21 protein-coding genes are annotated in these 22,678 nt (G+C 59.1%); 7 read left to right on the top strand and 14 right to left on the bottom strand.

Annotation, left to right across the window (positions count from 1 at the left end; genetic code table 11):
* Position 1: 1 nt before the first annotated feature.
* The 7 genes from E3E11_RS07895 to E3E11_RS07865 all read right to left on the bottom strand — a co-directional run bounded on the left by E3E11_RS07895 (position 2) and on the right by E3E11_RS07865 (position 8,795).
* A complete protein-coding gene (locus tag E3E11_RS07895; RefSeq protein WP_141451905.1) occupies positions 2–1,396 on the bottom strand; it encodes a pyruvate dehydrogenase complex E1 component subunit beta in 1,395 nt (464 codons plus the stop codon).
* 3 nt (positions 1,397–1,399) lie between these two features.
* Positions 1,400–2,404 (bottom strand): pyruvate dehydrogenase (acetyl-transferring) E1 component subunit alpha, encoded by a 1,005-nt coding sequence (gene pdhA, locus E3E11_RS07890; protein ID WP_141451904.1) that lies wholly within the window; start codon positions 2,402–2,404, stop codon positions 1,400–1,402.
* A 165-nt stretch (positions 2,405–2,569) separates the two neighbouring features.
* Complete coding sequence (trpC, locus tag E3E11_RS07885) at positions 2,570–3,559, bottom strand: indole-3-glycerol phosphate synthase TrpC (RefSeq protein WP_141451903.1); 990 nt, start codon at positions 3,557–3,559, stop codon at positions 2,570–2,572.
* 24 nt (positions 3,560–3,583) lie between these two features.
* Positions 3,584–4,681, bottom strand: a complete 1,098-nt coding sequence (gene trpD, locus E3E11_RS07880) for an anthranilate phosphoribosyltransferase (RefSeq protein ID WP_141451902.1) — start codon at positions 4,679–4,681, stop codon at positions 3,584–3,586.
* Positions 4,678–5,280 (bottom strand): anthranilate synthase component II, encoded by a 603-nt coding sequence (locus E3E11_RS07875; protein ID WP_141451901.1) that lies wholly within the window; start codon positions 5,278–5,280, stop codon positions 4,678–4,680. The genes trpD and E3E11_RS07875 overlap by 4 nt, the downstream gene beginning before the upstream one ends.
* Positions 5,264–6,724: an anthranilate synthase component I gene (gene trpE, locus E3E11_RS07870; protein WP_141451900.1), complete on the bottom strand. Its 1,461-nt coding sequence runs from the start codon at positions 6,722–6,724 to the stop codon at positions 5,264–5,266. The genes E3E11_RS07875 and trpE overlap by 17 nt, the downstream gene beginning before the upstream one ends.
* Before the next feature lie 109 nt (positions 6,725–6,833).
* Positions 6,834–8,795 (bottom strand): peptidyl-prolyl cis-trans isomerase, encoded by a 1,962-nt coding sequence (locus tag E3E11_RS07865; RefSeq protein ID WP_141451899.1) that lies wholly within the window; start codon positions 8,793–8,795, stop codon positions 6,834–6,836.
* A gap of 168 nt (positions 8,796–8,963) precedes the next feature.
* On the opposite strand from E3E11_RS07865, the gene tpiA reads away from it, so the two are divergent.
* The 4 genes from tpiA (at position 8,964) to kdsA (ending at position 12,896) form a co-directional block, all read left to right on the top strand.
* Complete coding sequence (gene tpiA / locus E3E11_RS07860) at positions 8,964–9,866, top strand: triose-phosphate isomerase (RefSeq protein WP_141451898.1); 903 nt, start codon at positions 8,964–8,966, stop codon at positions 9,864–9,866.
* 160 nt (positions 9,867–10,026) lie between these two features.
* Positions 10,027–10,356, top strand: coding sequence for a preprotein translocase subunit SecG (gene secG / locus E3E11_RS07855; RefSeq protein WP_141451897.1), 330 nt, complete (start codon positions 10,027–10,029; stop codon positions 10,354–10,356).
* 48 nt (positions 10,357–10,404) lie between these two features.
* Positions 10,405–12,057, top strand: coding sequence for a CTP synthase (locus E3E11_RS07850; RefSeq protein WP_141451896.1), 1,653 nt, complete (start codon positions 10,405–10,407; stop codon positions 12,055–12,057).
* Positions 12,054–12,896 (top strand): 3-deoxy-8-phosphooctulonate synthase, encoded by an 843-nt coding sequence (gene kdsA / locus E3E11_RS07845; RefSeq protein ID WP_141451895.1) that lies wholly within the window; start codon positions 12,054–12,056, stop codon positions 12,894–12,896. The genes E3E11_RS07850 and kdsA overlap by 4 nt, the downstream gene beginning before the upstream one ends.
* 8 nt (positions 12,897–12,904) lie before the next feature.
* Here kdsA and E3E11_RS07840 read toward each other — a convergent pair whose 3' ends face one another.
* Entirely contained in the window at positions 12,905–13,387 is a 483-nt protein-coding gene (locus tag E3E11_RS07840) for a DUF3429 domain-containing protein (RefSeq protein WP_168189227.1), read from the bottom strand.
* 111 nt (positions 13,388–13,498) lie between these two features.
* Here E3E11_RS07840 and eno point away from each other — a divergent pair, with 111 nt between their 5' ends.
* Positions 13,499–14,779, top strand: coding sequence for a phosphopyruvate hydratase (gene eno / locus E3E11_RS07835; protein WP_141451893.1), 1,281 nt, complete (start codon positions 13,499–13,501; stop codon positions 14,777–14,779).
* Positions 14,780–14,953: 174 nt separating this feature from the next.
* The gene (locus E3E11_RS07830) at positions 14,954–15,283 is read left to right on the top strand and encodes an FtsB family cell division protein (RefSeq protein ID WP_141452267.1); all 330 of its coding nucleotides are present in this window, start codon (positions 14,954–14,956) and stop codon (positions 15,281–15,283) included.
* Between the two features lie 134 nt (positions 15,284–15,417).
* Here the strand turns inward: E3E11_RS07830 and rpmG are convergent, their stop codons facing one another.
* The 5 genes from rpmG to E3E11_RS07805 form a co-directional block, all read right to left on the bottom strand.
* Positions 15,418–15,585, bottom strand: coding sequence for a 50S ribosomal protein L33 (gene rpmG / locus E3E11_RS07825; protein WP_141451892.1), 168 nt, complete (start codon positions 15,583–15,585; stop codon positions 15,418–15,420).
* 165 nt (positions 15,586–15,750) lie between these two features.
* Entirely contained in the window at positions 15,751–16,350 is a 600-nt protein-coding gene (locus E3E11_RS07820) for a hypothetical protein (protein WP_141451891.1), read from the bottom strand.
* A 158-nt stretch (positions 16,351–16,508) separates the two neighbouring features.
* Positions 16,509–17,078 carry a CDP-diacylglycerol--glycerol-3-phosphate 3-phosphatidyltransferase gene (gene pgsA, locus E3E11_RS07815; RefSeq protein ID WP_141451890.1) on the bottom strand — a complete coding sequence of 190 codons (570 nt, stop codon included), beginning with the start codon at positions 17,076–17,078 and terminating at the stop codon, positions 16,509–16,511.
* A gap of 64 nt (positions 17,079–17,142) precedes the next feature.
* On the bottom strand, positions 17,143–19,188 hold the full coding sequence (gene uvrC, locus E3E11_RS07810; RefSeq protein ID WP_141451889.1) for an excinuclease ABC subunit UvrC: 2,046 nt from the start codon (positions 19,186–19,188) through the stop codon (positions 17,143–17,145).
* A gap of 302 nt (positions 19,189–19,490) precedes the next feature.
* Positions 19,491–20,492, bottom strand: coding sequence for a dipeptidase (locus E3E11_RS07805; RefSeq protein ID WP_141451888.1), 1,002 nt, complete (start codon positions 20,490–20,492; stop codon positions 19,491–19,493).
* Positions 20,493–20,748: 256 nt separating this feature from the next.
* On the opposite strand from E3E11_RS07805, the gene E3E11_RS07800 reads away from it, so the two are divergent.
* Positions 20,749–21,573, top strand: coding sequence for an exodeoxyribonuclease III (locus tag E3E11_RS07800; protein ID WP_141451887.1), 825 nt, complete (start codon positions 20,749–20,751; stop codon positions 21,571–21,573).
* A gap of 46 nt (positions 21,574–21,619) precedes the next feature.
* Here the strand turns inward: E3E11_RS07800 and E3E11_RS07795 are convergent, their stop codons facing one another.
* A complete protein-coding gene (locus E3E11_RS07795) occupies positions 21,620–22,591 on the bottom strand; it encodes a lysylphosphatidylglycerol synthase transmembrane domain-containing protein (protein ID WP_168189226.1) in 972 nt (323 codons plus the stop codon).
* Between the last annotated feature and the right edge of the window lie 87 nt (positions 22,592–22,678).

The raw sequence follows: 22,678 nt of genomic DNA, 5'->3' as shown, positions 1-22,678 counted from the left end.
TTCAGTCCCGAAACTGCTTGCGCACGGCATCAACAACCCATTGAGGTTTGGGAAGAGCCAGTTTTTCCAGATTGGCGGCATAAGGAAGGGGAATATCCAGCCCGGCAACGCGCGCAGGCGGCGCGTCCAGCCAGTCAAAGGCTTCCTCGACCGCCAATGTGCAGATTTCAGCGCCGATTCCCGCCACAGGCCAGCCTTCTTCAACTGAAACGACCCGGCTGGTCTTGCGGATGCTGTTGAGGATGGTTTCGCGGTCCAACGGGCGCAGGGTGCGCAGATTGATGACTTCAGCAGAAATTCCTTCCTGCGCCAGCAGTTCCGCCGCCTCCAGCGCAACCCCCACCATGATCGAAAATGCGACCAAGGTCACATCACTGCCCTCACGCTCGATCTTGGCCTTGCCGATCGGAAGAATGAATTCCTCATCCACGGGACATGGAAAACGCTGCCCGTACAGGATTTCGTTTTCGAGCACCACGACCGGATTGGGGTCGCGGATCGCCGCCCGCAACAGGCCCTTGGCATCTGCGGCCGACCAGGGTGCCACCACCTTCAGTCCCGGGACATGGGCATACCAGCTGGCATAGCACTGCGAATGCTGCGCACCCACGCGCGCCGCAGCCCCGTTAGGGCCACGGAAGACGATGGGACAGGCCATCTGGCCGCCTGACATGTAACGCGTCTTGGCAGCAGAATTGATGATGTGATCAATGGCCTGCATGGAAAAATTCATGGTCATGAATTCAACGATGGGCCGCAGGCCGGTCAGGGCCGCGCCAACCGCCATCCCCGTGAAACCATGCTCACTGATCGGCATGTCATAGACCCGCCGTGGACCGAATTCCTCCAGCAGACCCTGGCTGATCTTGTAAGCGCCCTGGTATTCCGCGACTTCTTCACCCAGCAGAAAGACATCCTTGTCGCGACGCATTTCAGCCGCCATCGCATCGCGCAGTGCCTCGCGCACCGTAATCTCGCGCGTCTCCCCCCAGTCCTTTTCCCCTGGGAGGGTCGTTTCCCTTTCAGCCTGTGAAGCCGTTCGAGAACCGGGCGCAGAGGGTTTTTCAGGACTTGCGGAGCCCGACCCGGCTGATGCAGGCGCCATCTGCTGGGGAGAGACGCCCAGCCGTGCCTCAGCCTGGGCGGCTGTCTCCCCCTCTTCCAGCAGAACGGCCAAAGGCGTGTTGACGGCAATGTCAGCCGTATTGTCCGCTATCAGCACAGGGCCCAGGATTCCGTCTTCAGCCACTTCCATTTCCATGGTGGCCTTGTCGGTCTCGATCTCGGCAATCACTTCGCCAGCCTGGACGGCATCGCCTTCCTTTTTCAGCCATCTGGCCAGGGTGCCATGCGTCATGGTGGGCGAAAGAGCCGGCATGAGAATGTGCGAGGCCATGGTTCAGTCCTCCACTACGACATCGGTCCAGAGCTCAGCTTCGTCAGGCTCGGGGCTGCTCTGAGCGAACTCAGCGGCATCCCTGACGACTGCTTTCACCTCCGCCTCGGCCTTGCGGAAAAACTCTTCCTCCACCCCGTGCTGGTGCATGAGAGCCTTCAGGCTTTCGATCGGATCGCGCGTTTTGCGCATTTCATCCACTTCCGCCCGGGAGCGGTAACGTGCCGGATCTGACATGGAGTGACCGCGGTAACGGTAGGTATCGACCACCAGAAAGAAGGGCCCCTTGCCTGAACGGCAATGCTCAAGCCCTTCAGCTGCGGCTTCATAGACTGCCCCCACATTCATGCCGTCCACTTCCCGGGTAGCAATCCCCCAGGGGGCAGCATTGCGGGCCAGATTGTCGGAGGCTGAGGCACGCTCGACAGCAGTGCCCATCCCGTAATGGTTGTTCTCAAGCACATACAGGCAGGGAAGCTTGAGCAGCGCAGCCAGATTGAAGCTTTCATAAACCTGGCCCTGATTGACAGCGCCATCGCCGAAATAGACCACCGCCGCCGTACCATCCTGGCGGTAAGCACTGGCAAAGCCCAAGCCCGTCCCCAGAGCGACCTGAGCTCCGACGATGCCGTGACCGCCATAGAACTCCTTCTCTCTGGAGAACATGTGCATGGAGCCTCCCTTACCCTTGGAGTATCCCGTCACGCGCCCTGTCAGTTCAGCCATGACGCCGCGCGGAGTCATGCCGGCAACGAGCATCTGGCCGTGATCGCGATAGGAGGTAATGGAGCGATCACCTTTTTTCATGGCCATGCCGATGCCCACCACCACGGCTTCCTGACCGATGTAAAGATGGCAGAACCCGCCGATCACCCCCATGCCATAAAGCTGACCGGCTTTTTCCTCAAAACGACGCACCAGGAGCATGTCTATATAGGCCTGCTCCATCTGGGCTTTGGTCAGCTCCGGGCTGCGGGAGGCAATGGATCTATCTACAGGCGTATTCATGGCACCAGAATTCTCCACAAGAAATCTCTCTCTTCCAGTTCTGGCGGCGCGCCCCTATTCAGAGGCACCTTAGCCAGACTGGGAAAAGACCGGTAACAGGAAAGCCTGCCACTTCTTCCTCAAGACGATATGAGGAGAAAGCAGCAGCGCTTTCATCCGGTTTTCCTAAAAACCGAGCAGCCCTCTGGCCGCAAGCCCCGGATCAAGTTCCTGCAGCAATGCTTCGCCGACCAGGACAGCGCTTGCACCAACCGAGCCGACTTTTTCCAGATCGGCATGGGTCTTGATCCCGCTTTCGGAGACGATCAGGCGATCGGGCGGCACCAGCGGAGCCAGCTCAAGGGTCGTATCGATATTGGTCTGCAACGTGGTGAGATCACGGTTGTTGATGCCGATCAGGAAGCTGTCATAAGCCAGGGCCCTGTTCAGTTCTTCCTGATTATGCACTTCCAGCAGCACATCCATGCCGAGGCCCTTGGCCAGCGCGATGAGCTCGGCCGTGTGGGCTTCATCGAGAATGGCCATGATCAGGAGAATGCAGTCCGCCCCGATAAGCCGGCTTTCAGCAACCTGCCAGGCTTCGAGAATGAAGTCCTTGCGCAGGATGGGCAGGGTGGTGGCTTTGCGCACAGCCTCGAAATCTTCAACACTGCCGTGAAAGCAGGAACTTTCCGTCACCACCGACAGGCAGGTCGCCCCGGCGTTCTGATAGGCGCGCGCCAGGCCGACGGGATCATAATCAGGGCGCAGCATGCCCGCCGTGGGGGAGGCCTTCTTGATTTCAGCAATGAGGCCGACCCGCCGGTCCGCTGTCACATGCTGCAAGGCCTGTCCGAAGCCGCGAGTCGGTTCGGTCATTTCGCGGGCGCGGGTGGTGATTTCCTTCAGGGGCATCACCTGTGAGCGCTGTTCCACATCCAGCCTCACCCGTGCACAGATACGTTCCAGCACGTCGCCCGGGTGCTGTTGGGTCAGCGGCTGCGATGACGCACTGGTTTCTGTCGACGCCTCCCCGCCCTGGGTATCTTCAGGGGCTACAGAGGTGCCGGAAGAAGGCATTTTTTCCCCATCTGCGGGGGGCTTGCCAGAAACCGGCGCTACGCCCCCATCGTCAGGGGCAAAGGTGTTCAGCGGTCGCTGTGGCAAGAAATTCATAGGAATCCTGGGTCTAGCTTCAGATCAATTCCGCACGCTCTCACGCGCGCGTTGCAGGGCTTCATAGGCCCGGCCACTATCGAGGCAAGCAGCAGCAAGGGCAACATTTCGCTGCAAAGCATGGGGGGAAATCACCTCACCTGCAAGAACAGTTTCACGACCCGCAACGTGAAGCCCCACCGCCGCGTTGAAGAGAACGGTATCGCGATAACATCCTTTTTCTCCTTGCAGAAGAGCTTCCAGGCGGCGCGCATTTTCCCGCACGTCCCCGCCGCGCAGGGCGGAAACCGGCTGGCTTTTCAAGCCGGCCATCTCGGGGTGAAGCGTCAGGGTGAACTGCCTTCCCTGCTCACGAACACTTGCAAAGCTGGGACCAGCCAGGGTCAGTTCATCGATTCCGCCCTCTTCCGTCTCACCGTGCACCACCCACACCGAATGGCTGCCCAGCGTTTCAAGAACATTGGCAACCGGGTCGCACCAGGCGCGGGAAAACACCCCGACCAGCTGGCGGGTAACATTTGCCGGATTGCAGAGAGGCCCCAGAAGATTGAACAGGGTGCGGAACCCCAGTGCCTTGCGTACAGCTGCTGCCTGTTTCATGGCGGGATGATGGAAGGGAGCGGCCAGGAAAACCAGCCCTGTTTCAGCCAGCCTGCGTGCCTGGCGCTTCATATCGGCTTCAGGGGGTATACCCAGTTTTTCGAGCACATCCGTTGCACCGCTTCGCGACGACAGGGCGCGCCCGCCATGTTTGGCGACCGGCACGCCCAGCCCGGCCAGAACAAAAGCGGTGGCCGTGGAAACGTTCAGCGTCCCCAGACCATCCCCCCCTGTACCACAGACATCCACCACCCCGCCCTGCTCGGCGGCAGAATCTGCCCCGGCCCGTGGGCTGAGAGGGCGCATCTGTCCCCGCAAGGCCCTTACGGCTCCCAGAAGCTCCTCTTCCGTTTCCCCGCGCACGGCAAGTGCCGTCAGAAAAGCGGCAAGCTGGCTTTCGGGAACGCACCCCTTCATGATCTGGCCGAAAATCTCTGTACTTTCGGCAGAAGTCAGCGTGGCCCCCTGCACCAGGCGACGCAGGACTGCTGAAAAAGCCTGTTCGTCCCCTTCTTCCTTCATGCCGCCCCTTCTGTCGGGGCGGATGTTTTCAAGCCGGCCAGACGGGCGAAGTTTGCCAGCAGTTCCCCACCCCATTCCGACGCGATGCTTTCAGGGTGGAACTGAACCCCGTGCAGGGGATACTCCCGGTGACGGATGCCCATGATCACCCCATCGGGCGTGCGGGCATTCACCTGCAACGCATCGGGAATACTGGCGGGATCAAGCGTCAGACTGTGATAGCGCACCATCGGTACCGGGTCAGGCAGGCCGGCAAACACGCCCGTGCCGTCATGCTGCACAGGACTGGTCTTGCCGTGCACGGGTTCAGGCGCTCTGACCACCCTGGCGCCGAAAACCTGCCCCAGCGCCTGGTGACCGAGGCACACGCCGAGAAGCGGGATCTTTCCAGCAGCCTTCTCGATCAGTTCGCAGCAGATGCCGGCCTGATCCGGCGCACAGGGCCCTGGAGAAAGCACGATCGCCGCCGGCTTCAGGGCCAGTGCCTGCTCTGCAGTCAGGGCATCATTGCGGCGCACGTCACACGTCAAACCCAATGCACCGAAGTGATGCACCAGATTGAAGGTGAAACTGTCATAGTTATCAATCAGCAGTATCATTGTCCGGTCGTCTTTTCCCAAGTTCCACTGCCTGTTCCACCGCAAGTTCCGCCGCCCTGAAAAGGGCCCGGGCCTTGGCACGCGTTTCCTGATACTCCGCCTGCGGGTCGGAATCAGCCACGATACCGGCGCCAGCCTGCACATACATCTCGCCCTGGTGAAGCATGGCCATGCGCAGGCCGATGCAGGTGTCGAGATCGCCATCCGCGCCGAAATATCCCACGCATCCCGCATAAGGCCCGCGCCGCGTCGGCTCGAGCTCATCGAGGATCTCCATCGCCCTGATTTTCGGTGCACCGGTCAGGGTCCCGGCAGGGAAGGTCGCCTTGAGTGCCTCCAGCGCGCCGAGTTCCGGTTGCAGGCGGCCCGTTACGGTGGAGGTGATGTGCATGACGTGGCTGTAACGCTCGATCATGAATTTCTCAGGCACTGCCACGCTGCCTGGGACAGTGACGCGCCCAACATCGTTACGCCCCAGATCAATCAGCATGAGGTGTTCAGCCCGCTCCTTGTGATCGGCCAGCAGCTCCTGCTCAAGGGCAAGATCCTCAGCGCGGTTTTCGCCCCGTCTGCGCGTGCCGGCCAGGGGACGGACCGTCACCTCCCCTTCCCGCAGCCGAACGAGGATCTCGGGCGATGATCCGACCAGCGTATAGGCCCCCAGTTCCATCAGGAAGAGGAAAGGAGCTGGATTGACACGCCGCAGACTGCGGTAGAGAGCCAGTGCGGAGAGGGGAAACGGCGTGTGAAAGCGCTGGCTGATCACAATCTGGAACGCATCGCCTGCTGCGATGTATTCCTTGGCACGCGCCACTTTCTCCAGAAACGCTTCATGGCTCATATTGGCGCGGGGCTGTGGCAGAACGGTTCCGACAGGCAGGGTCTCCCCCGGCAGGTGGAGCGGTGCCTTCAGGGCCGCTCGCGCTTCGGCCAGAAGCTGCTCAGCTGCAGCACGGGACTGACTTTTGCGGACAGGCACCGCCAGGATCAGCTCATCACGCACGGTATCAAAAACGGCGAAAAGCCGTGGGCGGACCATGAGTCCTTCCGGCAGATGCAGATCATCGCGGGGTGGCGTGGGCAGGTTTTCCATCTGCCGGACCATGTCATACCCCAGCACCCCGAATACACCGCCAATCATCGTAGGCAGATGGTCAGGAAGGTGCATCTGGCTTTCAGCGACAAGGGCCTGCAGGGATTCAAGGGGGCCGGCTGGCTGGAACACCCCGTCACGCTCCGCCCGACCATTGCGGCATTCCCAGACCGTATCGGACATCAGGGCAATAATCGAGTAGCGCCCGCGTGCCTGACCGCCTTCGATGCTTTCGAAAAAAAGCCGGTGCTGTCCCTGCCCCTTTTCTTCAGCCAATCCGGACAGGCGCAGGAAAACTGCCAGGGGCGTCTGCAGATCGGCGGATTCAATATGGGAGACGATCTCGCTCATTGCCGGATACCCATCTTGTCTTGTTATTTATCGCCAGTCTGTTGGGGCACTTGCTCAACAAGGCCACACATCCCTCTCCAGCCCAGGTGAGCAACCGCAGAGGCGGCGCTCAGGGGGTGCCTGCCTGCCGGGCAGGTTGCTGCACAGCTATTCCAAGCTGCTGAAAAGCGTTCTGCAGGGTCTGCCTGAACAGGGCGGGGTTGAACTTCTCAGGGGGCACTTCATGCGCATAAGCCTGGCCCAGGGAATCCAGGAGATCCGTCTGCATCCCTCTCTGCTGGCGCAAAGTCAGCTGCCGCTGGACCGCTTCCACCTCTGTCGCAGGGGCCGGCACACGGGCTGTTACTTCCAGAAGCCAGAAAGCGCCCCCCGCTTCCAGCATCACCGGCACACCAGGCTTCATCCGGAACAGTGCACTGGCCACAAGCTGAGGGGCTTTCGGCAGGGATTTCAGATGTGTAACCACCTGATCCTTCTGAAGCTGCGGTGCCAGCGGGGTGGCCGTCACCGCTGCGGCCAGAGACCCTGTCTTTGCCTTCTGCAGCAAAGCGGTGGCCTGCTCATTCTGCGCCCGTTTGCGGGCAGCCTGGAGCCAGGCGCTGCGCACATCGGCCTGGCTTTCCTCAAAATTCCGGGGGTGGCTGGGCACCACGTCATCCACCAGCACAGCAAACGCACTCCCGTCAGCCAGGGTCACGACATGGGGCAGCGCTCCTTTCCGCTGGCTGAAGATCTGGCGCACGATGGCGCTCTGCATGGTGGGGGTGCCAGGCAGAGGCGCGGGCATCCCTGCTTCGGTCCGGCCCTGGGCGTCCAGCCGGCCGGAGGCGGGTACGGCGCCGAGATCGGCAGGAATTTTTTCCAGATTGGTCGAGCCTGCCACGGCTTCCTGAAAGGCTTTTGCACGGCTTTTCAGCAAGGCAGGTCCCTGGAGCTTCTGGATTTCAGCGATGATGCCGGGTTTGGCTTGCGCTTCAGTCGTCAGGTGCGGCGGTGTGATGACACTTACCAGCAGAACGGCCCAGCCGGAATCAGTCCGTACGGGGCCCGTCACTTTTCCAAGTGGGGCTGCAAAGACAGCTTTAGCAAGTGCCGCGTCAGGCAGATCTTCGCGCCGGGCCCCGTCAAGGCTTACCGGGATGGCCTGGGGGAAACGTTTCTGAAGCTCTTTCCAGTCCGCGTGTTTGTGCCAGGCCTGGGCGATCTCCTGGGCCTGCACGGCGCTTGAGGTTCCCATCACCTTCACGCTGCGCAGTTCCGGCTGATTATAATCACGCGCTCTTTCCACATAGACTTCATGCACGATCTTGTCAGGCACCTGCAGAGAAGCGGCGACGGTATCAGGGGTCATGGCCACAATGCGGGCATGGCGCAGTTCCGGCGCTGAAAACTGGGCGGGATGATTGTCATAAAAACGGTGCAGCTGGGCTTCGGTGGGCTGGGGCAGAGAAGCAGTGCTGGCTTCAAAAGGCAGCTCAATCACGTCGACCACATAATGCTGCGTCAGAAAGCGGGCCACCATGGCTGTCAGGGAGGCAGGCACCTGCGCGCTGTCCCCCAGGCCCAGCAAGGTCGCCTCAGTGAACAGGAACTGTTTTGTCTGGGAAATCAGGTAGTTCTCGTCCAGCCCGTTGCGCTGCAGGAGCGTGAGCATCTTCTGGCGGTCGAACTGACCGCGCGCGTTGCGGAACTCCGGCATTGAAAAGACCGTCTCGCGAATCAGCGCATCACTGACGCTGATGCCGTTCCGCCTGGCAGCCAGGGCGGCTTCGCGTCCGATCACCATGTTTCTCAGAACCTCCTGGCCGATTTCCTGCTGCGCGCCAGGCTGGGCCAGGGCAGCGGTAGGAATGCCCCTGTTCTCCAGCCCCACAACCTGCTGGTCGATCGCACGACCCAGCTGCTGGGGCGTGATCCCCTCATGGCCGATCACCACCACGTCAGCCCCGCTGCTGAAACTGCCGCTCAGGCCGGCATAGGCCCCAAACCCGACAAAGGCGATGAAACACAGCAGGATCAGGGCTCGACCGAACCAGCTGTCAACGAGAAATCGGCGCAGGGCAGTAATCATGGAGGGCAGGTGTCACTTCATCTCATGGCAGGATAGTCTCGGGACAGGATAGCGCTTGCACGCAAAGCCCGTTAGACTTGCCGCCAACATAATGCCCTCACCGGCACTTGACCAGCGTTGCGCTGCGTCTCTCACCAGTCTCTATGATGCTGAGCAGGGGAAGCCAGAATGAGCACCGTTTCCAAATACGTTATCGGAAACTGGAAAATGCAGGCCCGCTACGATCAGGGAATCCAGCTGGCCCGGGACATCGCCTCTGGCCTGGCAAGCCTGCCGCCCCTCCCTGTGCAGACAGTCATCTGCCCCTCTTATACACAGCTGCATGGCGTCCATACGGTGCTGGAGAAGGACCGGCTCACCCCTCAGCAACTGGCCCTGGGGGCTCAGGACTGTTACCCCACCCCTTCAGGCCCCTTTACTGGCGATATTTCAGCGCAGATGCTGGCTGATCTGGGTGTGAAATACGTGATTCTGGGGCATTCGGAACGGCGTCAGAACCACCAGGAAACCGATGCGATCGTGCGCCAGAAGGTCAAAGCAGCCACCGCTGCCGGGCTGGTGCCGGTCGTGTGCGTGGGCGAGCATCTGACCGAACGGAACGAGGGACGGGCAGCCAGTGTTCTGGCTCAGCAGATTGAAGGCTCCCTCACCCGGGACTTCAAGGGCCTGCTGGCTTATGAGCCCGTCTGGGCCATCGGCAGCGGCGTCATGCCTTCACGCAAGGAGCTGGTCCACAAGATCCGCCTCATCCAGGCCCTGCTGCCCATGCATCTTATGGCAGACGATGTGGACACCCCGATACTTTACGGTGGGTCGGTCACTTCAGCTCAGGCGCTTCCTATCCTTTCGGTTCCGGGACTGGGGGGCGTGCTGGTAGGAAGCGCCAGCCTGCAGGCCAAGAGCTTCCTAGAAATCATTAAGGCCGCTGCCACCGTGGCGGAACGTGAAGCGTCAGGCAAACCCCTTCCCAAACGTTTTCCCCCCTCACCTGCCAAAAACTCCACCTCTGCCAAAAACAAGGACAAGGCTGCTTCTCAACCGGCCACGGGCAAAGGGGCGCCATCAAACTGAGATCGAATACCCGGAGGAAGGCCCCGGAATACCGGAATAATTGAATACTCAAAGAAGTGAACCACAGATACCAGCTGCTGCATGGGCGGAATTTGCCCCGCATCCCAAAGAAGATTAAACGGATCCCTTCCCCTTTTCTCATCGGAGCCTGAAGAAGCGCATGAGCACTCTGCTGACCATTCTGACCATTCTGGTTTCTCTCGCCCTGATCGCTGTTATTCTTCTGCAGCGCAGCGAAGGCGGTGGACTCGGCATTGGCGGCGGGCAAGGGGCCGGCTCTTTCATGACAGGTCGCGGCACGGCAACCTTCCTGACACGCGCGACAAGCATTCTGGCCGCCCTCTTCATGCTGTTCTGCCTGCTTCTGGCTGTCCTGAATAAAGGCGCTTCCGGCGGCCAGAACGGCCATGATCTCCTAGCAGCCCCCCCTGCACCTTCCCAGGCCACCCAGCCGTCAGCCAGCACACCGGTCACCCCTGCCACTCACTGAAGCGGACCTCTTTTCACCAGGACGTTCTTCAGTGTATGGAGAGCTCCCATGACGCGCTTTGTATTCATCACCGGGGGAGTGGTTTCCTCCCTCGGAAAAGGGATTGCCTCCGCTGCCCTGGCAGCCCTTCTCCAGGCGCGCGGGCACACAGTGCGCCTGCGCAAGCTGGACCCCTATCTCAATGTCGATCCGGGAACGATGAGTCCCTATCAGCACGGGGAAGTCTTCATCACCGATGACGGGGCCGAGACCGATCTGGATCTTGGGCATTATGAACGGTTTACCGGTGTTCACGCCCGTCGCAGCGACAACACGACGACCGGGCGCATCTACTCGGATGTGATTGCCCGCGAAAGACGGGGCGATTATCTCGGCGCGACCGTGCAGGTCATTCCCCATATCACTGATGCCATCAAGGAAACGGTGGTCTCAGACACGGACGGGTATGATTTCGTCCTGGTGGAAATCGGCGGCACGGTCGGCGATATCGAAAGCCTGCCTTTCCTGGAAGCCATCCGCCAGCTCCGCAATGATCTGGGTCATGACCAGACGATGTGCGTTCACCTGACCCTGCTGCCCTATATTCCCTCCGCCGGGGAACTGAAGACCAAGCCTACGCAGCACTCGGTCAAGGAGCTCCAGAATGTCGGCATCCAGCCGCAGATGCTGCTATGCCGCTCCGACCGACCCATCCCCCAGAACGAGCGCCAGAAAATCGCCAGCTTCTGCAATGTGCGCCCCGAGGCTGTCATTGCGGCACTGGATGTCGATACGATCTATGCCTGCCCCATCGCCTATCATGAGCAGGGCATGGATCGCGAGGTTCTGAAATATTTCGGCCTTCCCCATGATGAAGCTCCTGACCTGACACGCTGGGAAAAGGTCGTCCACGCGATCCGCGAGCCACAGGGAGAAGTGGTCATTGCCATTGTCGGCAAATACACGGCCCTGCTCGACAGCTATAAATCCCTCGCTGAAGCCCTTCTGCATGGCGGCATCGCCAACAATGTCCGTGTGCGCATGGAATGGATCGATGCTGAGGACCTGGAGACGGATGAAGAAGCCCATCGGCGTCTTGGCAAAGCGGATGGCATTCTCGTGCCTGGTGGCTTCGGCGCACGCGGCTCGGAAGGGAAAATAAGGGCTGTCCGCTATGCGCGTACCCATAAGGTTCCCTTCCTGGGCATCTGCTTCGGCATGCAGATGGCCGTCATAGAATGCGCCCGTTCCCTGGCCGGCCTCCCCAAGGCTTCCTCCACCGAATTCGGCCCGACTGAGGAACCGCTCGTGGGGCTGATGACCGAATGGGCCCAGGGAACCGAGCTGCTCCGCCGACGCGAAGGCGGTGACCTGGGCGGCACAATGCGCGTGGGGGCTTATCCGGCGCGGTTGGCCAAAGGCTCGCATGCGGCAGAGATCTACGGCGAGACGGAAATCCGCGAGCGCCACCGCCATCGCTGGGAAGTGAACGTGCATTACCGCGAGCAGCTGGAAGAAGCCGGCTTGAAGTTTTCAGGCCTGTCGCCTGATGGGGTGCTCCCGGAAGTCGTGGAATACCCTGACCATCCCTGGTTCATCGGCGTGCAGTATCATCCGGAGCTCCTGTCAAAGCCCTTCAATCCCCATCCGCTTTTCGCAAGCTTCATTGCAGCCGCTCAGGAGGAGCACAGGAAGCACTCTGCGGAAACAGCGACCCCATGACAGTCCGCGTCGGATCGCTCACCCTCGGTCAGACGCAGCCACTGGTTCTGATCGCGGGGCCGTGTCAGATCGAGTCACGGCAGCATGCGCTGGAAATGGCCCAGGGCCTGACAAGCCTGTGCCGCAAGCTGGGCATGGGGCTGATTTACAAGAGCAGCTATGACAAGGCCAACCGCAGCTCTCTGCAGGGGCCGCGCGGCGTGGGCATGACCCAGGGGCTGGATATCCTGGCCGAGGTGCGGGAAAAATATGCTGTTCCCGTGCTGACAGACGTGCATGCGCCTGACCAATGTGCCCCTGTCGCTTCGGCCGTGGATGTTCTGCAGATTCCGGCCTTCCTGTGTCGCCAGACTGATCTGCTGCTGGCCGCCGGACGCACCGGGCGCGCCATTAACGTGAAAAAGGGTCAGTTTCTCGCCCCCCAAGCCATGGCGAACGTGGTGGAGAAAATCACCTCGACAGGAAACGACAACATTCTACTGTGCGAGCGCGGCACCTGTTTCGGTTACGGCCAACTGATCAATGACATGCGCGGCCTGCCGATCATGGCGCAAACAGGTTTCCCGGTTGTTTTCGATGCCACCCATTCCGTCCAGCAACCAGGCGCGCTCGGCACAGCCACAGGTGGTGAACGCCAGTTCGTTGCTCCCCTGGCGCGCGCTGCGGTCGCCACGAGCATTGCGGCAGTCTTCATCGAAACGCATCAGGACCCCGACCATGCTCCCAGCGACGGGCCGACCATGGTGCCCCTGTCTGAGCTGGAGACCCTCTTGCGTCAGCTCCAGCAAATTGATGCGCTGGTGAAAAACCCCCACTTCGGACGCGTTCTGCCAGCTTAACAGACTGATCAGACTTTACCCTGGGGCGAAAGGGCGGCCAGAACCAGGCCGATTTCAACCAGAACCGTGAAAGCCAGCTTGACGTGCTGGTAGCCGGGGGGCAGGCGCCCCCAGCGGCCTGCGATTCGCTCAATGGCAAACTGGAAGGCGAACCCCAGCGCCTCCAACAGAAAACCAGCCTTGAAGCTGCATAGCAGCCCCACACACAGCGCAAGCCAGAACCACAGCAACGCCCCTCCTCCCAACCAGGCACGGCGACGGTCAGTCAGTGGATTGGCACGCGGGAGAATCACATCGGGGCGATCAATGGTAAAACCCCAGTGCACCGCCCCTTCAAATGCCCCCAGACAACCGCCGAAAGCCAGCAGGGCCACGGAAATTTCCGGCAGGGGGCGGAAAGTTCCAGCCATGAAAAGAATGCTGCCTGAAGTCAAGACAGCGAATGCCGCCACGAGGTTCAATGCCACGACCAGGGCAGGAAAAGGTTTCACATCAATTGACCTCAGGCACCGTTTTTGAGACTGGTAAATATGAATTGCGGAGGAACTGCGCCTGATCTTAGGCAAGGGAGCCTCCGCCGCATAGAGTCAGGAGAGATCCCCTTGAGCGCCATTGTTGATATTCTTGCCCGTGAAATCCTCGACAGCCGTGGCAACCCCACGGTTGAGGTTGAGGTTACGCTTGATTCCGGCGTTGTGGGACGCGCTGCCGTTCCGTCCGGTGCCTCCACCGGCGCGCATGAAGCCGTTGAGCTCCGTGACGGAGATAAAAACCGCTTCTTCGGCAAAGGCGTGCAGAAAGCCGTCAACGCCGTGAACACGGAAATTGCCGAAACCCTTCTCGGCATGGATTCCGAAGACCAGATCTCCATCGACAAAGCCATGCTCGAGCTTGATGGCACGGCCAACAAAAGCCGTCTCGGCGCCAATGCCATCCTGGGCGTGTCCCTGGCTGTCGCCCGCGCTTCAGCTGAAGAGCTGGATCTGCCCCTTTATGCTTATGTCGGCGGCACTTTTGCCCACCTTCTCCCCGTTCCGATGATGAACGTCATCAACGGTGGTGAGCATGCTGACAATGCCATCGACTTCCAGGAATTCATGATCCAGCCAGTTGGCGCGCCCACCTTCGCTGAAGGTCTGCGGATGGGTGCCGAGGTGTTCGCCGCGCTGAAAAAGGATCTCAAGGGCCAGGGCCTCAACACCAATGTCGGTGATGAAGGCGGCTTCGCCCCCGATCTGAAATCCGCCGACCAGGCCCTGAGCCTGCTGGTGAAAGCGGTTGGTGATGCCGGCTACAAAATCGGTGAAGACGTAACCTTTGCCATGGATTGCGCTGCCAGCGAATTCTACAAGGATGGCAAATACGAGCTGAAGGGCGAAGGCAAGAGCCTGACCTCCAGCCAGATGATCGACTATCTGGAAGAGCTCGTGAACAAATATCCCATCGTCTCCATCGAAGACGGTCTGGCTGAAGATGACTGGACCGGATGGGAAGAGCTGACCAAGCGCCTTGGCAACAAGATCCAGCTGGTCGGTGATGATCTGTTCGTGACCAACCCTGACCGTGTCATCGAAGGCATCAAGAAGCATGTTGCTAATGCCCTGCTGGTCAAGGTCAACCAGATCGGCACCCTGACGGAAACCCTCAAGGCTGTCGATGTCGCTCACAAGGCTGGTTATCGCTGCGTGATGAGCCATCGTTCCGGTGAGACGGAAGACAGCACCATCGCTGATCTGTCTGTCGCCGTGAATTGCGGTCAGATCAAGACCGGTTCCCTGTCGCGCTCCGACCGTATGGCCAAATACAACCAGCTGCTCCGCATTGAGGAACAGCTTGGTGACGCAGCTGAATATGCCGGTCGCAGCATCCTGACGCGCTACTGATCTTTTCAGGTCTCAGCACTTGGACGGCCCTTTCAGCCCGGGCCGTCAAAGGCTTCCGTTCTCTTTAAGGACGGAAGCCTTTTGTGCTGACTTCCCCGGAAAAGCATGTAGTCTCTCTGTTGAGCAGAAATCTATCTTCTCCCTCTCCCTTCAACTGGCAGCCAGGAGGTTATGATGAAAGTTGGCGTGATTATCCGTCGCGGTCTTCAGGCCATCCTTCCCCCTCTGATATTTCTACTGCTGACAGGGTATTTCATCTGGAATGCGCTTAGGGGAGAACACGGGATCCAGGCTTACCAGGAGCAGCTCACTCTGCGCCAGCAGGCTGAGACTGCGCTTAAGAATGCCCACCAGGAACAGGATATCTGGCGGCGACGCGTGGCTGAACTCAGCGAACAGTCACTGGACCGCGATATTCTCGACGAACGCAGTAGAGCAATGCTCAATACCAGTCAGTCCGATGAGATCATCGTGCCCTACGGCGATCATGATCATCTTTACTGATTACTCTTTACCGATCACTGCGGTCTCTCACGGTTGCTGCTGCACTGCTGAAAAAGCGCTTCCCGAACTGCCATAAAAAAACGGCTCCCGAAGGAGCCGCTTTTCAAGATATAATGTCCGGATCTCTCACGCGTTCATTTGATCTTGGCTTCGCGAAACACGACGTGCTTGCGCACGACCGGATCATATTTGCGCATTTCAAGCTTGCCAGTCGCAGAACGCGCATTTTTCTTCGTAACGTAGAAATATCCCGTATCTGCAGAAGAAACGAGACGGATCTGAATAACGTTTGTCTTGGCCATGATATTCCTCTGACGACTGCCACAAGCGAGAAGCCGCCTCTGCCTCAATCAGGGCTATGGCTGCTGCTCAATTAATTGGGCGCACAATGCGGGCTTAACCGTGTCGGGTCAAGCCCTGCCGGATTATTTACTTCCTCTCTTCAGCTCTCCTCGCCCAACAGGTCTTTACCTGCCGGGCAGATGCGAGCCTGCAAGAGGTCTGCGTCCCCCCGACACAGCGGCAGGCATGCCCCGGATCACCCTGATGGAGCCGTCCGGCGCTATGAGAGTGGTGGTGCCATCCCCGTTGGGAATCGCCACCGTTGCATCCGTCTTTTTCTCCATGAAGTGAGAGGCCCGGTCTGCCACATGGGAGGGGAGCTGCCATTGCGCGCCGGTATAAGCCTCACTCTGCCGCGCAATACCACGCTGGCGTGCCGTCTCTTCTCCGATAGACAGGGTCTCGCCATTGCCGAGCTGCTCACGCAGGTCCGCATTGAGAGCTGAAACGGACTTCCCGCCTTCCAGGTTGAAAACACTATCAGGATTGCTGACATCCTGCAGGCTGGGCACTGGCGCCGGAGCGCCTGGCCAGACGTCACCATTCTCCATAGCCAGCGGTGCTAGCTGTGTTTTCCCGTTTCCACGCACCCGCTGAAAAGTTTCGCTGTCTCCGATGGGAGAGTTGGCCGGTCCCCAGGGATTGAGGGTCTGGTCGAGATAATTCCCGAAATCCGCACACCCGCTTACAACCATACCCAGCATCAATACGGAGATTTTTTTCATTCCTTCTCCCCATCTCAGCGGATATCGCGGGTGGAAAGCGATTACTTTAGTTTTCAAAATACCAGCCACCCTCGCAGGAACACAATCTGGACCTCCCCGGAAAGTCATTCATGCCATAGTGGAAACTGAGCCCAGCCCTGAGGCACAATATTTTCGGGTTAACCTTTCATACGGATAAATGCTTCGCGAAGATATCCCCAACCACTCACAAGAGTCGGAATTACTGAGAGCCAGAGCAATCCTGCACCAGTTTTTTCCACAAAATTTCCAGGAACATTAAAAACAGCCGCCCCTTGCGCGCCCAGGACCAGAAATCCCAGCGCTATCATCTGCAAAGCCGTTTTCCATTTGGCCAGACGTGTGGAAGGAAGCTTGGCGCCATGGGAGGCCATATATTCGCGCAATCCGCTGACCAGGATCTCGCGCAGCATGATCGCAATCGCCGCATAGAGCGAAAAACAGGGCAGCCGACCCAGACCTGCAAGGTCCATCAGAAGGGCACCCACAAGGAGCTTGTCGGCGATGGGATCCATCATCCGACCCAGCTCCGAATGCTGGCATCGGCGGCGGGCCAGAGCGCCATCGAAATAATCAGTCAGACAGGCCAGAACGTAAATGCAGAAAGCCGCCACGTCCGTCGCACCGGTATGACAGGCGAGCAGCAGTAGCAGCACTGGAATGCTGGCAATACGGAAGAGGGTCAGAAGATTGGGAAGATCTGTCAGCATCCGCTCGTGTCCAAGTGATTCGCCCTTCGCAGAGCGTCAACGTCTTTCCAGCATGTAAGACGTTTCACGGAGCTTCCTCAACCTCAGGGCCTTTGTCGGCTGTCACTTCAGGAAGCCTGGACAGGTTTTTCAGCCGATTCCCGCCAAATTTCATCTCTTCTTCCTCCACCAGGCCCCCATTATTCTCCTCAGTGCCCTCTTCCAGAGGTACCCCCTGCGTCCGGATCCATTCAGGGTGGAAAAACCCGTAGATCGATTGGGCCGTCTCACGGTTGATACCCGGCACTTCCTCAAGCTCCTCCAGCGCTGCCTGCCGCACGTTGCGCAACGATCCGAAGCGGGTCAGCAGGGCTTTCTTGCGCACGGGTCCGATGCCCGGTACATCATCAAGGGTTGAATGCACGAAGGCCTTGGAGCGCCCTGCTCGGTGCGTGGTGATGGCAAAACGGTGTGCTTCATCCCGCAGGCGCTGCAGGTAGAAGAGCACCGGGTCACGCTCCGGCAGCTGGAACGGTTCCATCCCTTCCTTGTGAAACCATTCCCGTCCGGCATTGCGGTCTACGCCCTTGGCAATGCCGACAACCGGCACGGAAGTGACTTGCAGCTCTGCAAGCATTTTCTGCACGGCACTCACCTGCCCCTTGCCGCCATCGATCAGCAGCAGATCAGGCCAGTCAGGGCTCTGGGCGGCCTTGTCCTCGCCTTCTTTGGCGACATGCGCAAAGCGCCGGTTCATCACCTCGCGCATCATGCCGAAATCATCCCCTGGCGCTACCGGCCCACGAATGGCGTATTTTCGGTAAGCCCGCTTGTTGAAGCCTTCCGGACCGCCCACGATCATAACCCCGTAAGGCGACTGCCCCATGATGTGGGAGTTGTCATAGGTTTCAATGCGCTTGGGGCTTTGGGGCAACTTGAACAGGGTCGCGATGCCGTCCAGAAGCTGTTTCTGGCCGGCACTTTCAGCCATCTTGCGCTCCAGCGCCTCGCGGGCATTGAGAACGGCATGGTCCGTGACCATTCTTTTCTCACCCCTCTGGGGTACTGCGATCTGGACCTTGCGCCCTCTCTGCAGCGACAGGGCCTCCCCCAGGAGCTTTTCCTCAGGCAGCCCTACATTGACCAGCACCTGTGGGGGCGGGGTCTTATCATCATAAAACTGCAGCATGAACGCGCCGAGCACATCCTCAGCTGTCTCATCAACGTCGTGAACCGGATAAAAAGCCCGGTTGCCATTGTTGCGCCCGCCACGGATGAAGACGACCTGAATGCAGCTACATCCCCCCTGCTGCGAAATGGCCATGACATCCGCTTCATCAATTGTCGTGGGATTGATGGCACTGGAAGCCATCCGGCTGGTAAAGCTGCGGATCCGGTCTCTGATCAACGCAGCCCGCTCATAAGCCATGGCCTCAGACGCCGCTTCCATCTCACGGGTCAGGGTCTGTTGCAGAGTCTGAGCGCCCCCATTGAGGAACTCCTTGGCCTGCGTCACCAGGTTACGGTATTCCGGCGTGGAGATCCGTCCCACACACGGCGCAGAACAACGCTTGATCTGATAAAGAAGACAGGGACGGGTCCGCGAGGAAAAGACCGCGTCCGTGCAGGAGCGCAGCAGAAATGAGCGTTCCAGCACCTGCTGGGTCTGCATGACCGCACGTGAGGTGGCAAAGGGGCCCCAGTAAGCAGCTCCCTTCTGCGGTTTGCCACGATGGCGCATAAGGCGCGGGAACTCGTCGCGGGTAATGGCCAACCAGGGATAACTTTTGTCGTCCTTCAACAGGATGTTGAAGTGCGGCTGCATTTTCCGGATGTAATTGGCTTCCAGCAGAAGCGCTTCGGCCTCCGTGCGCGTCACGACGATCTCCATCTCGACCGTCCGTGAAACCATGGTCTTGAGTCGATTGGGGAGTCGCTGCAGATGCGTGTACGAGGTGACGCGCTTTTTCAGATTCAGCGCCTTGCCTACGTAAAGCACTTCCCCTTTCTGCCCGATCATGCGGTAGACACCAGGATTCGACGGAATGGTCCTGAGCGCTTCCTTGATAGCTCTGACCCCGCGAAATACCGGTTTCCCGTCGTTTTCCAATCTCATTTTCTCTTCAGTCATAGATGTATTTCCCTGGGCCGGGACTCATCCACCGTTCCTGTGGATAAAGCTGTGAATATATTCAGGGTAGATGGTTGCAGCAAAGGGAATGCCTATGCTGGTTATAGATTGCCCGTTTTTTAGGCATTTTCCCGAAAGCCTAGGAAAACTGCGGTTTTTTGATATTCGTTTAAGAGATCCGGAAAAAATTATTCCCTCGCTCACCCAGAAAAGCTGTCAATCCCCTCCTCAGGAAAAATAGTGGACAAAATTTCTCTCTTTCTCCGATTCTTCCCGGTCAAGTGGCTTGACAGGCCGCAAGCTCAGGCGTCAGCAGCCTTCCGTTCAGCCAGCGCCAGCAAACGCATCATATTTCCGCCCCAAAGAGCCTCAATCTCACTGGCATCAAACCCAGCTGCCTTCAGAGCCTGTGTGACATTTCGGCATTGCGCTACATTCTGCCAACCGGCCACGCCGCCACCCCCGTCGAAATCCGATGAGATACCGACATGCTCAATCCCCAGCCGGTCGACCGCATAACGGATATGGCGCACCAGATCAGTCAGATCCCCACCCCCACCACGACGCAGGAAAGGCGGCATGGCCGTGACCTGTAACACCCCGCCACTTTCCTTCAACGCATCCAACTGTTCATCATCGAGGTTGCGCGGATGGTCGCAGAGACTGCGCACACAGGAATGACTGGCAAAAACGGGTACAGATGAGTGGGCCACAGCCTGCATCATGGTGCTCTTGGCCGCATGCGACACATCAACCAGGACACCGTGCCGGTTCATTGTCTCAATCATCGCGCGTCCCAGTGCCGACAGGCCGCCATGGCTTTCAGCCGGCCCGCTTCGCACGACAGCTGAATCGGCCAGGAGATTGTGCCCGTTATGCGTCAGCGTCATGTAGCGCACCCCGAAGCGGCGAACGAGGGCTTCCAGGCGCGCCGGGTCCTCGCCAACCGCGTACCCGTTTTCAATCACAGGCACCAGGGCCACCTGCCCTGCCCCCACAGCTCCCTGCACATCAGCGGCCTTTTTCACAGTCCGGGCATGGGGTGCGCCCGGAGCGCCAAGCACATGGATGACCTCCAGCATCGCCTGCACCCGTTTCCAGGCCGCCTCATGCCCGGCAGCACTCAGAGGGCCCTGCGGCACATAGGCTACCAGACAGGCCGCACTCAGCCCCCCTTCCCGCGCCTGGGGAAGACTGAAACAGGTCTGCGCTTCAGGCGTGCTTTCCTCTCTTTCCCAGGCCGGCAGTCCCTCAGAGGTAAGCTCGGGCCAGGAAATGTCGATATGGGTATCAAATGTCAGCATTTTTTCTGCACACACTTTCTGAAAAATCCTGTCCGGTAGAGAATGCACTTTATGGAAATGGTTGGTACACGCTTATCCGCTCTACCCTTTGGCTACTTTTCCCGAGCTCTCCCATACAGATGGGAAAGAAAAACGAATTATCAAAGTTATAAAAAGAAATACGCGTGATTTCCTTTTTTCTTTCATCTCAGGCACAGCCGCTCCAGAAGTATTCCCTCTTTTTCCGCCACCTCTCAGGCCCCTGATGACAGATGACATGACAGACACCGTTTCCAACTCCCAGGCCCTGCAGCTGATGACCTGGAACATCAATTCACTCCGTCTGCGTCTGCCATTGTTGGCACGCCTTACGGCTGAGCGGCGTCCGCATGTCATCTGTCTTCAGGAGACAAAGGTCCCCGATCCCCTCTTCCCCCATGAAGAGGTCAGGAAGCTGGGATACGCTCACCTGCATTACCAGGGCATGAAGGGTTATAATGGGGTGGCCATTCTCTCACGGCTGCCGCTGAGGGCTGTAGAGGATCTGCCCCTCTGGTGCGGGCGCAGCGATTGCCGCCATGTGGCTGCTGACGTGGAAACAGGGTCGGGGGCCGTGCGGGTGCATAATTTTTATGTGCCTGCGGGCGGAGATGTGCCCGATCCGCTCCAGAACGAAAAATTTGCCCATAAGCTGGCCTTCATTGAAGAAACAGCTGCCTGGTTCAGAAAACATCCGCCCAGACGGTGCGTTCTGGTAGGCGATCTCAACATCGCCCCACTTGCGCATGATGTCTGGAGCCACAAGCAGCTTCTCAAGATCGTCAGCCATACCCCGCCTGAAACCGAGCGTCTCCTGGCTTGGATGGAAGCAGGATTTCAGGATGCCATGCGTCACTTCATCCCTGAGCCGACCGCTCTGTTCACCTGGTGGTCCTATCGCAACCGGGACTGGCGCAAGTCCAATCGCGGGCGACGGCTGGATCATATCTGGCTGACCCCAGACCTGTTACCAGCCCTTACCGATATCAGCGTTCTCAAAGACGTGCGCGACTGGGAACGTCCGTCCGATCACGTTCCGGTCTGTGCAACCCTGGCACTGTAAAAATATTCTGCGCAGTCTCTTCCAGCAGTGCGCCGCAGCACGCGGATCAGTTGGAAGTGTTTTTGTGGAAAACGTGTTTCCTGAGATAATCGACGATAAAGAAACCGCCCCCCAGAACTACCGGCACCAGCAGCACCGTCGCATGCACGAGAAACGCATAAGCTGTTGAAGCGTTATGGGAATTTCCCAGAAGCCGCATGGTACGGGCTGCAAAGAAGTCGAAGGTGCCTACCGAGCCAGGCGTGCCGGGCAAAGCGGTGGAAAGGGTCGCGACCGGCATGGCGACCCAGGCGGCTGAAGGGTCAGCCAGTACCGGCATAGCACGCGCCACTTCCCAGAAAGCGCAGCCTTCCAAACCCCATGACACTACCGACCATCCCAGCAGGACGGGGAGCATCTTCGGATGCGCCACCATATCAAGCGCATCAAAAGCCTCGCCGGCCAGAGCACTAATACGCGCACGGGGACCGGGAGCGGCGCGCAGGATCACTTCCACCATCCAGATCACGATGGCACGGACGTATTTCATGAAAAACAGCGACAGAACCAGCCCCAGACCGACCATCAGAACGATGCCGCCGCCCACGCCATGAAATTCCGCCGTCGCTTTCTTAGGCAGCGCCATAAGGGCGATGCCGCCGGCGAGAATGATGGTGAGCAGATCAATAATCTTTTCCACCAGGATAGTCACCAGCGCACCCGAGGCATTGACCCCCAGGCGCCGATTGAACATCGTGCCCCGCATGAAATCTCCCAGCCGGAAAGGGAGAATGCAGTTGGCGGCAATGCCCATCATGAAAATGCCGGTCGTGCCCATTCGGGCCAGGGAGGAATTGACCGCCCGCAGGGTCAGATACCAGCGCTCAGCCCGGACCAAGTAAGCCAGCAGCAGGAAAAGACAGGCCAGTAACAGTGGCCCGGGATGGGCCCGCAGCATTTCATGCCAGACCTTGCGAACATCAACATGATGCAGAACAAGGGCCAGAAACACCGCGCCAACCAGACACCCGATCAGCAATTTGACAACACGGCGAGAAATCCGACCACTCCTCCAGTCTTGTTCACAATCCCAAGGGCTCCGCCGCAAGCGGCACCTAGGTAAGCT

Origin of the sequence: Oecophyllibacter saccharovorans (assembly GCF_006542375.1) — a bacterium.
GTDB classification, from domain to species: Bacteria; Pseudomonadota; Alphaproteobacteria; order Acetobacterales; family Acetobacteraceae; genus Oecophyllibacter; species Oecophyllibacter saccharovorans.
This window is presented reverse-complemented; position numbering and strand designations above follow the sequence as displayed.

What these genes read in the sequence shown, in the direction of transcription:
- E3E11_RS07895 (WP_141451905.1), bottom strand. Translation starts at nt 1,396, where the DNA reads ATGGCCTCGCACATTCTCATGCCGGCTCTTTCGCCCACCATGACGCAT.
- pdhA (WP_141451904.1), bottom strand. Translation starts at nt 2,404, where the DNA reads ATGAATACGCCTGTAGATAGATCCATTGCCTCCCGCAGCCCGGAGCTG.
- trpC (WP_141451903.1), bottom strand. Translation starts at nt 3,559, where the DNA reads ATGAATTTCTTGCCACAGCGACCGCTGAACACCTTTGCCCCTGACGAT.
- trpD (WP_141451902.1), bottom strand. Translation starts at nt 4,681, where the DNA reads ATGAAGGAAGAAGGGGACGAACAGGCTTTTTCAGCAGTCCTGCGTCGC.
- E3E11_RS07875 (WP_141451901.1), bottom strand. Translation starts at nt 5,280, where the DNA reads ATGATACTGCTGATTGATAACTATGACAGTTTCACCTTCAATCTGGTG.
- trpE (WP_141451900.1), bottom strand. Translation starts at nt 6,724, where the DNA reads ATGAGCGAGATCGTCTCCCATATTGAATCCGCCGATCTGCAGACGCCC.
- E3E11_RS07865 (WP_141451899.1), bottom strand. Translation starts at nt 8,795, where the DNA reads ATGATTACTGCCCTGCGCCGATTTCTCGTTGACAGCTGGTTCGGTCGA.
- tpiA (WP_141451898.1), top strand. Translation starts at nt 8,964, where the DNA reads ATGAGCACCGTTTCCAAATACGTTATCGGAAACTGGAAAATGCAGGCC.
- secG (WP_141451897.1), top strand. Translation starts at nt 10,027, where the DNA reads ATGAGCACTCTGCTGACCATTCTGACCATTCTGGTTTCTCTCGCCCTG.
- E3E11_RS07850 (WP_141451896.1), top strand. Translation starts at nt 10,405, where the DNA reads ATGACGCGCTTTGTATTCATCACCGGGGGAGTGGTTTCCTCCCTCGGA.
- kdsA (WP_141451895.1), top strand. Translation starts at nt 12,054, where the DNA reads ATGACAGTCCGCGTCGGATCGCTCACCCTCGGTCAGACGCAGCCACTG.
- E3E11_RS07830 (WP_141452267.1), top strand. Translation starts at nt 14,954, where the DNA reads ATGAAAGTTGGCGTGATTATCCGTCGCGGTCTTCAGGCCATCCTTCCC.
- rpmG (WP_141451892.1), bottom strand. Translation starts at nt 15,585, where the DNA reads ATGGCCAAGACAAACGTTATTCAGATCCGTCTCGTTTCTTCTGCAGAT.
- E3E11_RS07820 (WP_141451891.1), bottom strand. Translation starts at nt 16,350, where the DNA reads ATGAAAAAAATCTCCGTATTGATGCTGGGTATGGTTGTAAGCGGGTGT.
- pgsA (WP_141451890.1), bottom strand. Translation starts at nt 17,078, where the DNA reads ATGCTGACAGATCTTCCCAATCTTCTGACCCTCTTCCGTATTGCCAGC.
- uvrC (WP_141451889.1), bottom strand. Translation starts at nt 19,188, where the DNA reads ATGACTGAAGAGAAAATGAGATTGGAAAACGACGGGAAACCGGTATTT.
- E3E11_RS07805 (WP_141451888.1), bottom strand. Translation starts at nt 20,492, where the DNA reads ATGCTGACATTTGATACCCATATCGACATTTCCTGGCCCGAGCTTACC.
- E3E11_RS07800 (WP_141451887.1), top strand. Translation starts at nt 20,749, where the DNA reads ATGACAGACACCGTTTCCAACTCCCAGGCCCTGCAGCTGATGACCTGG.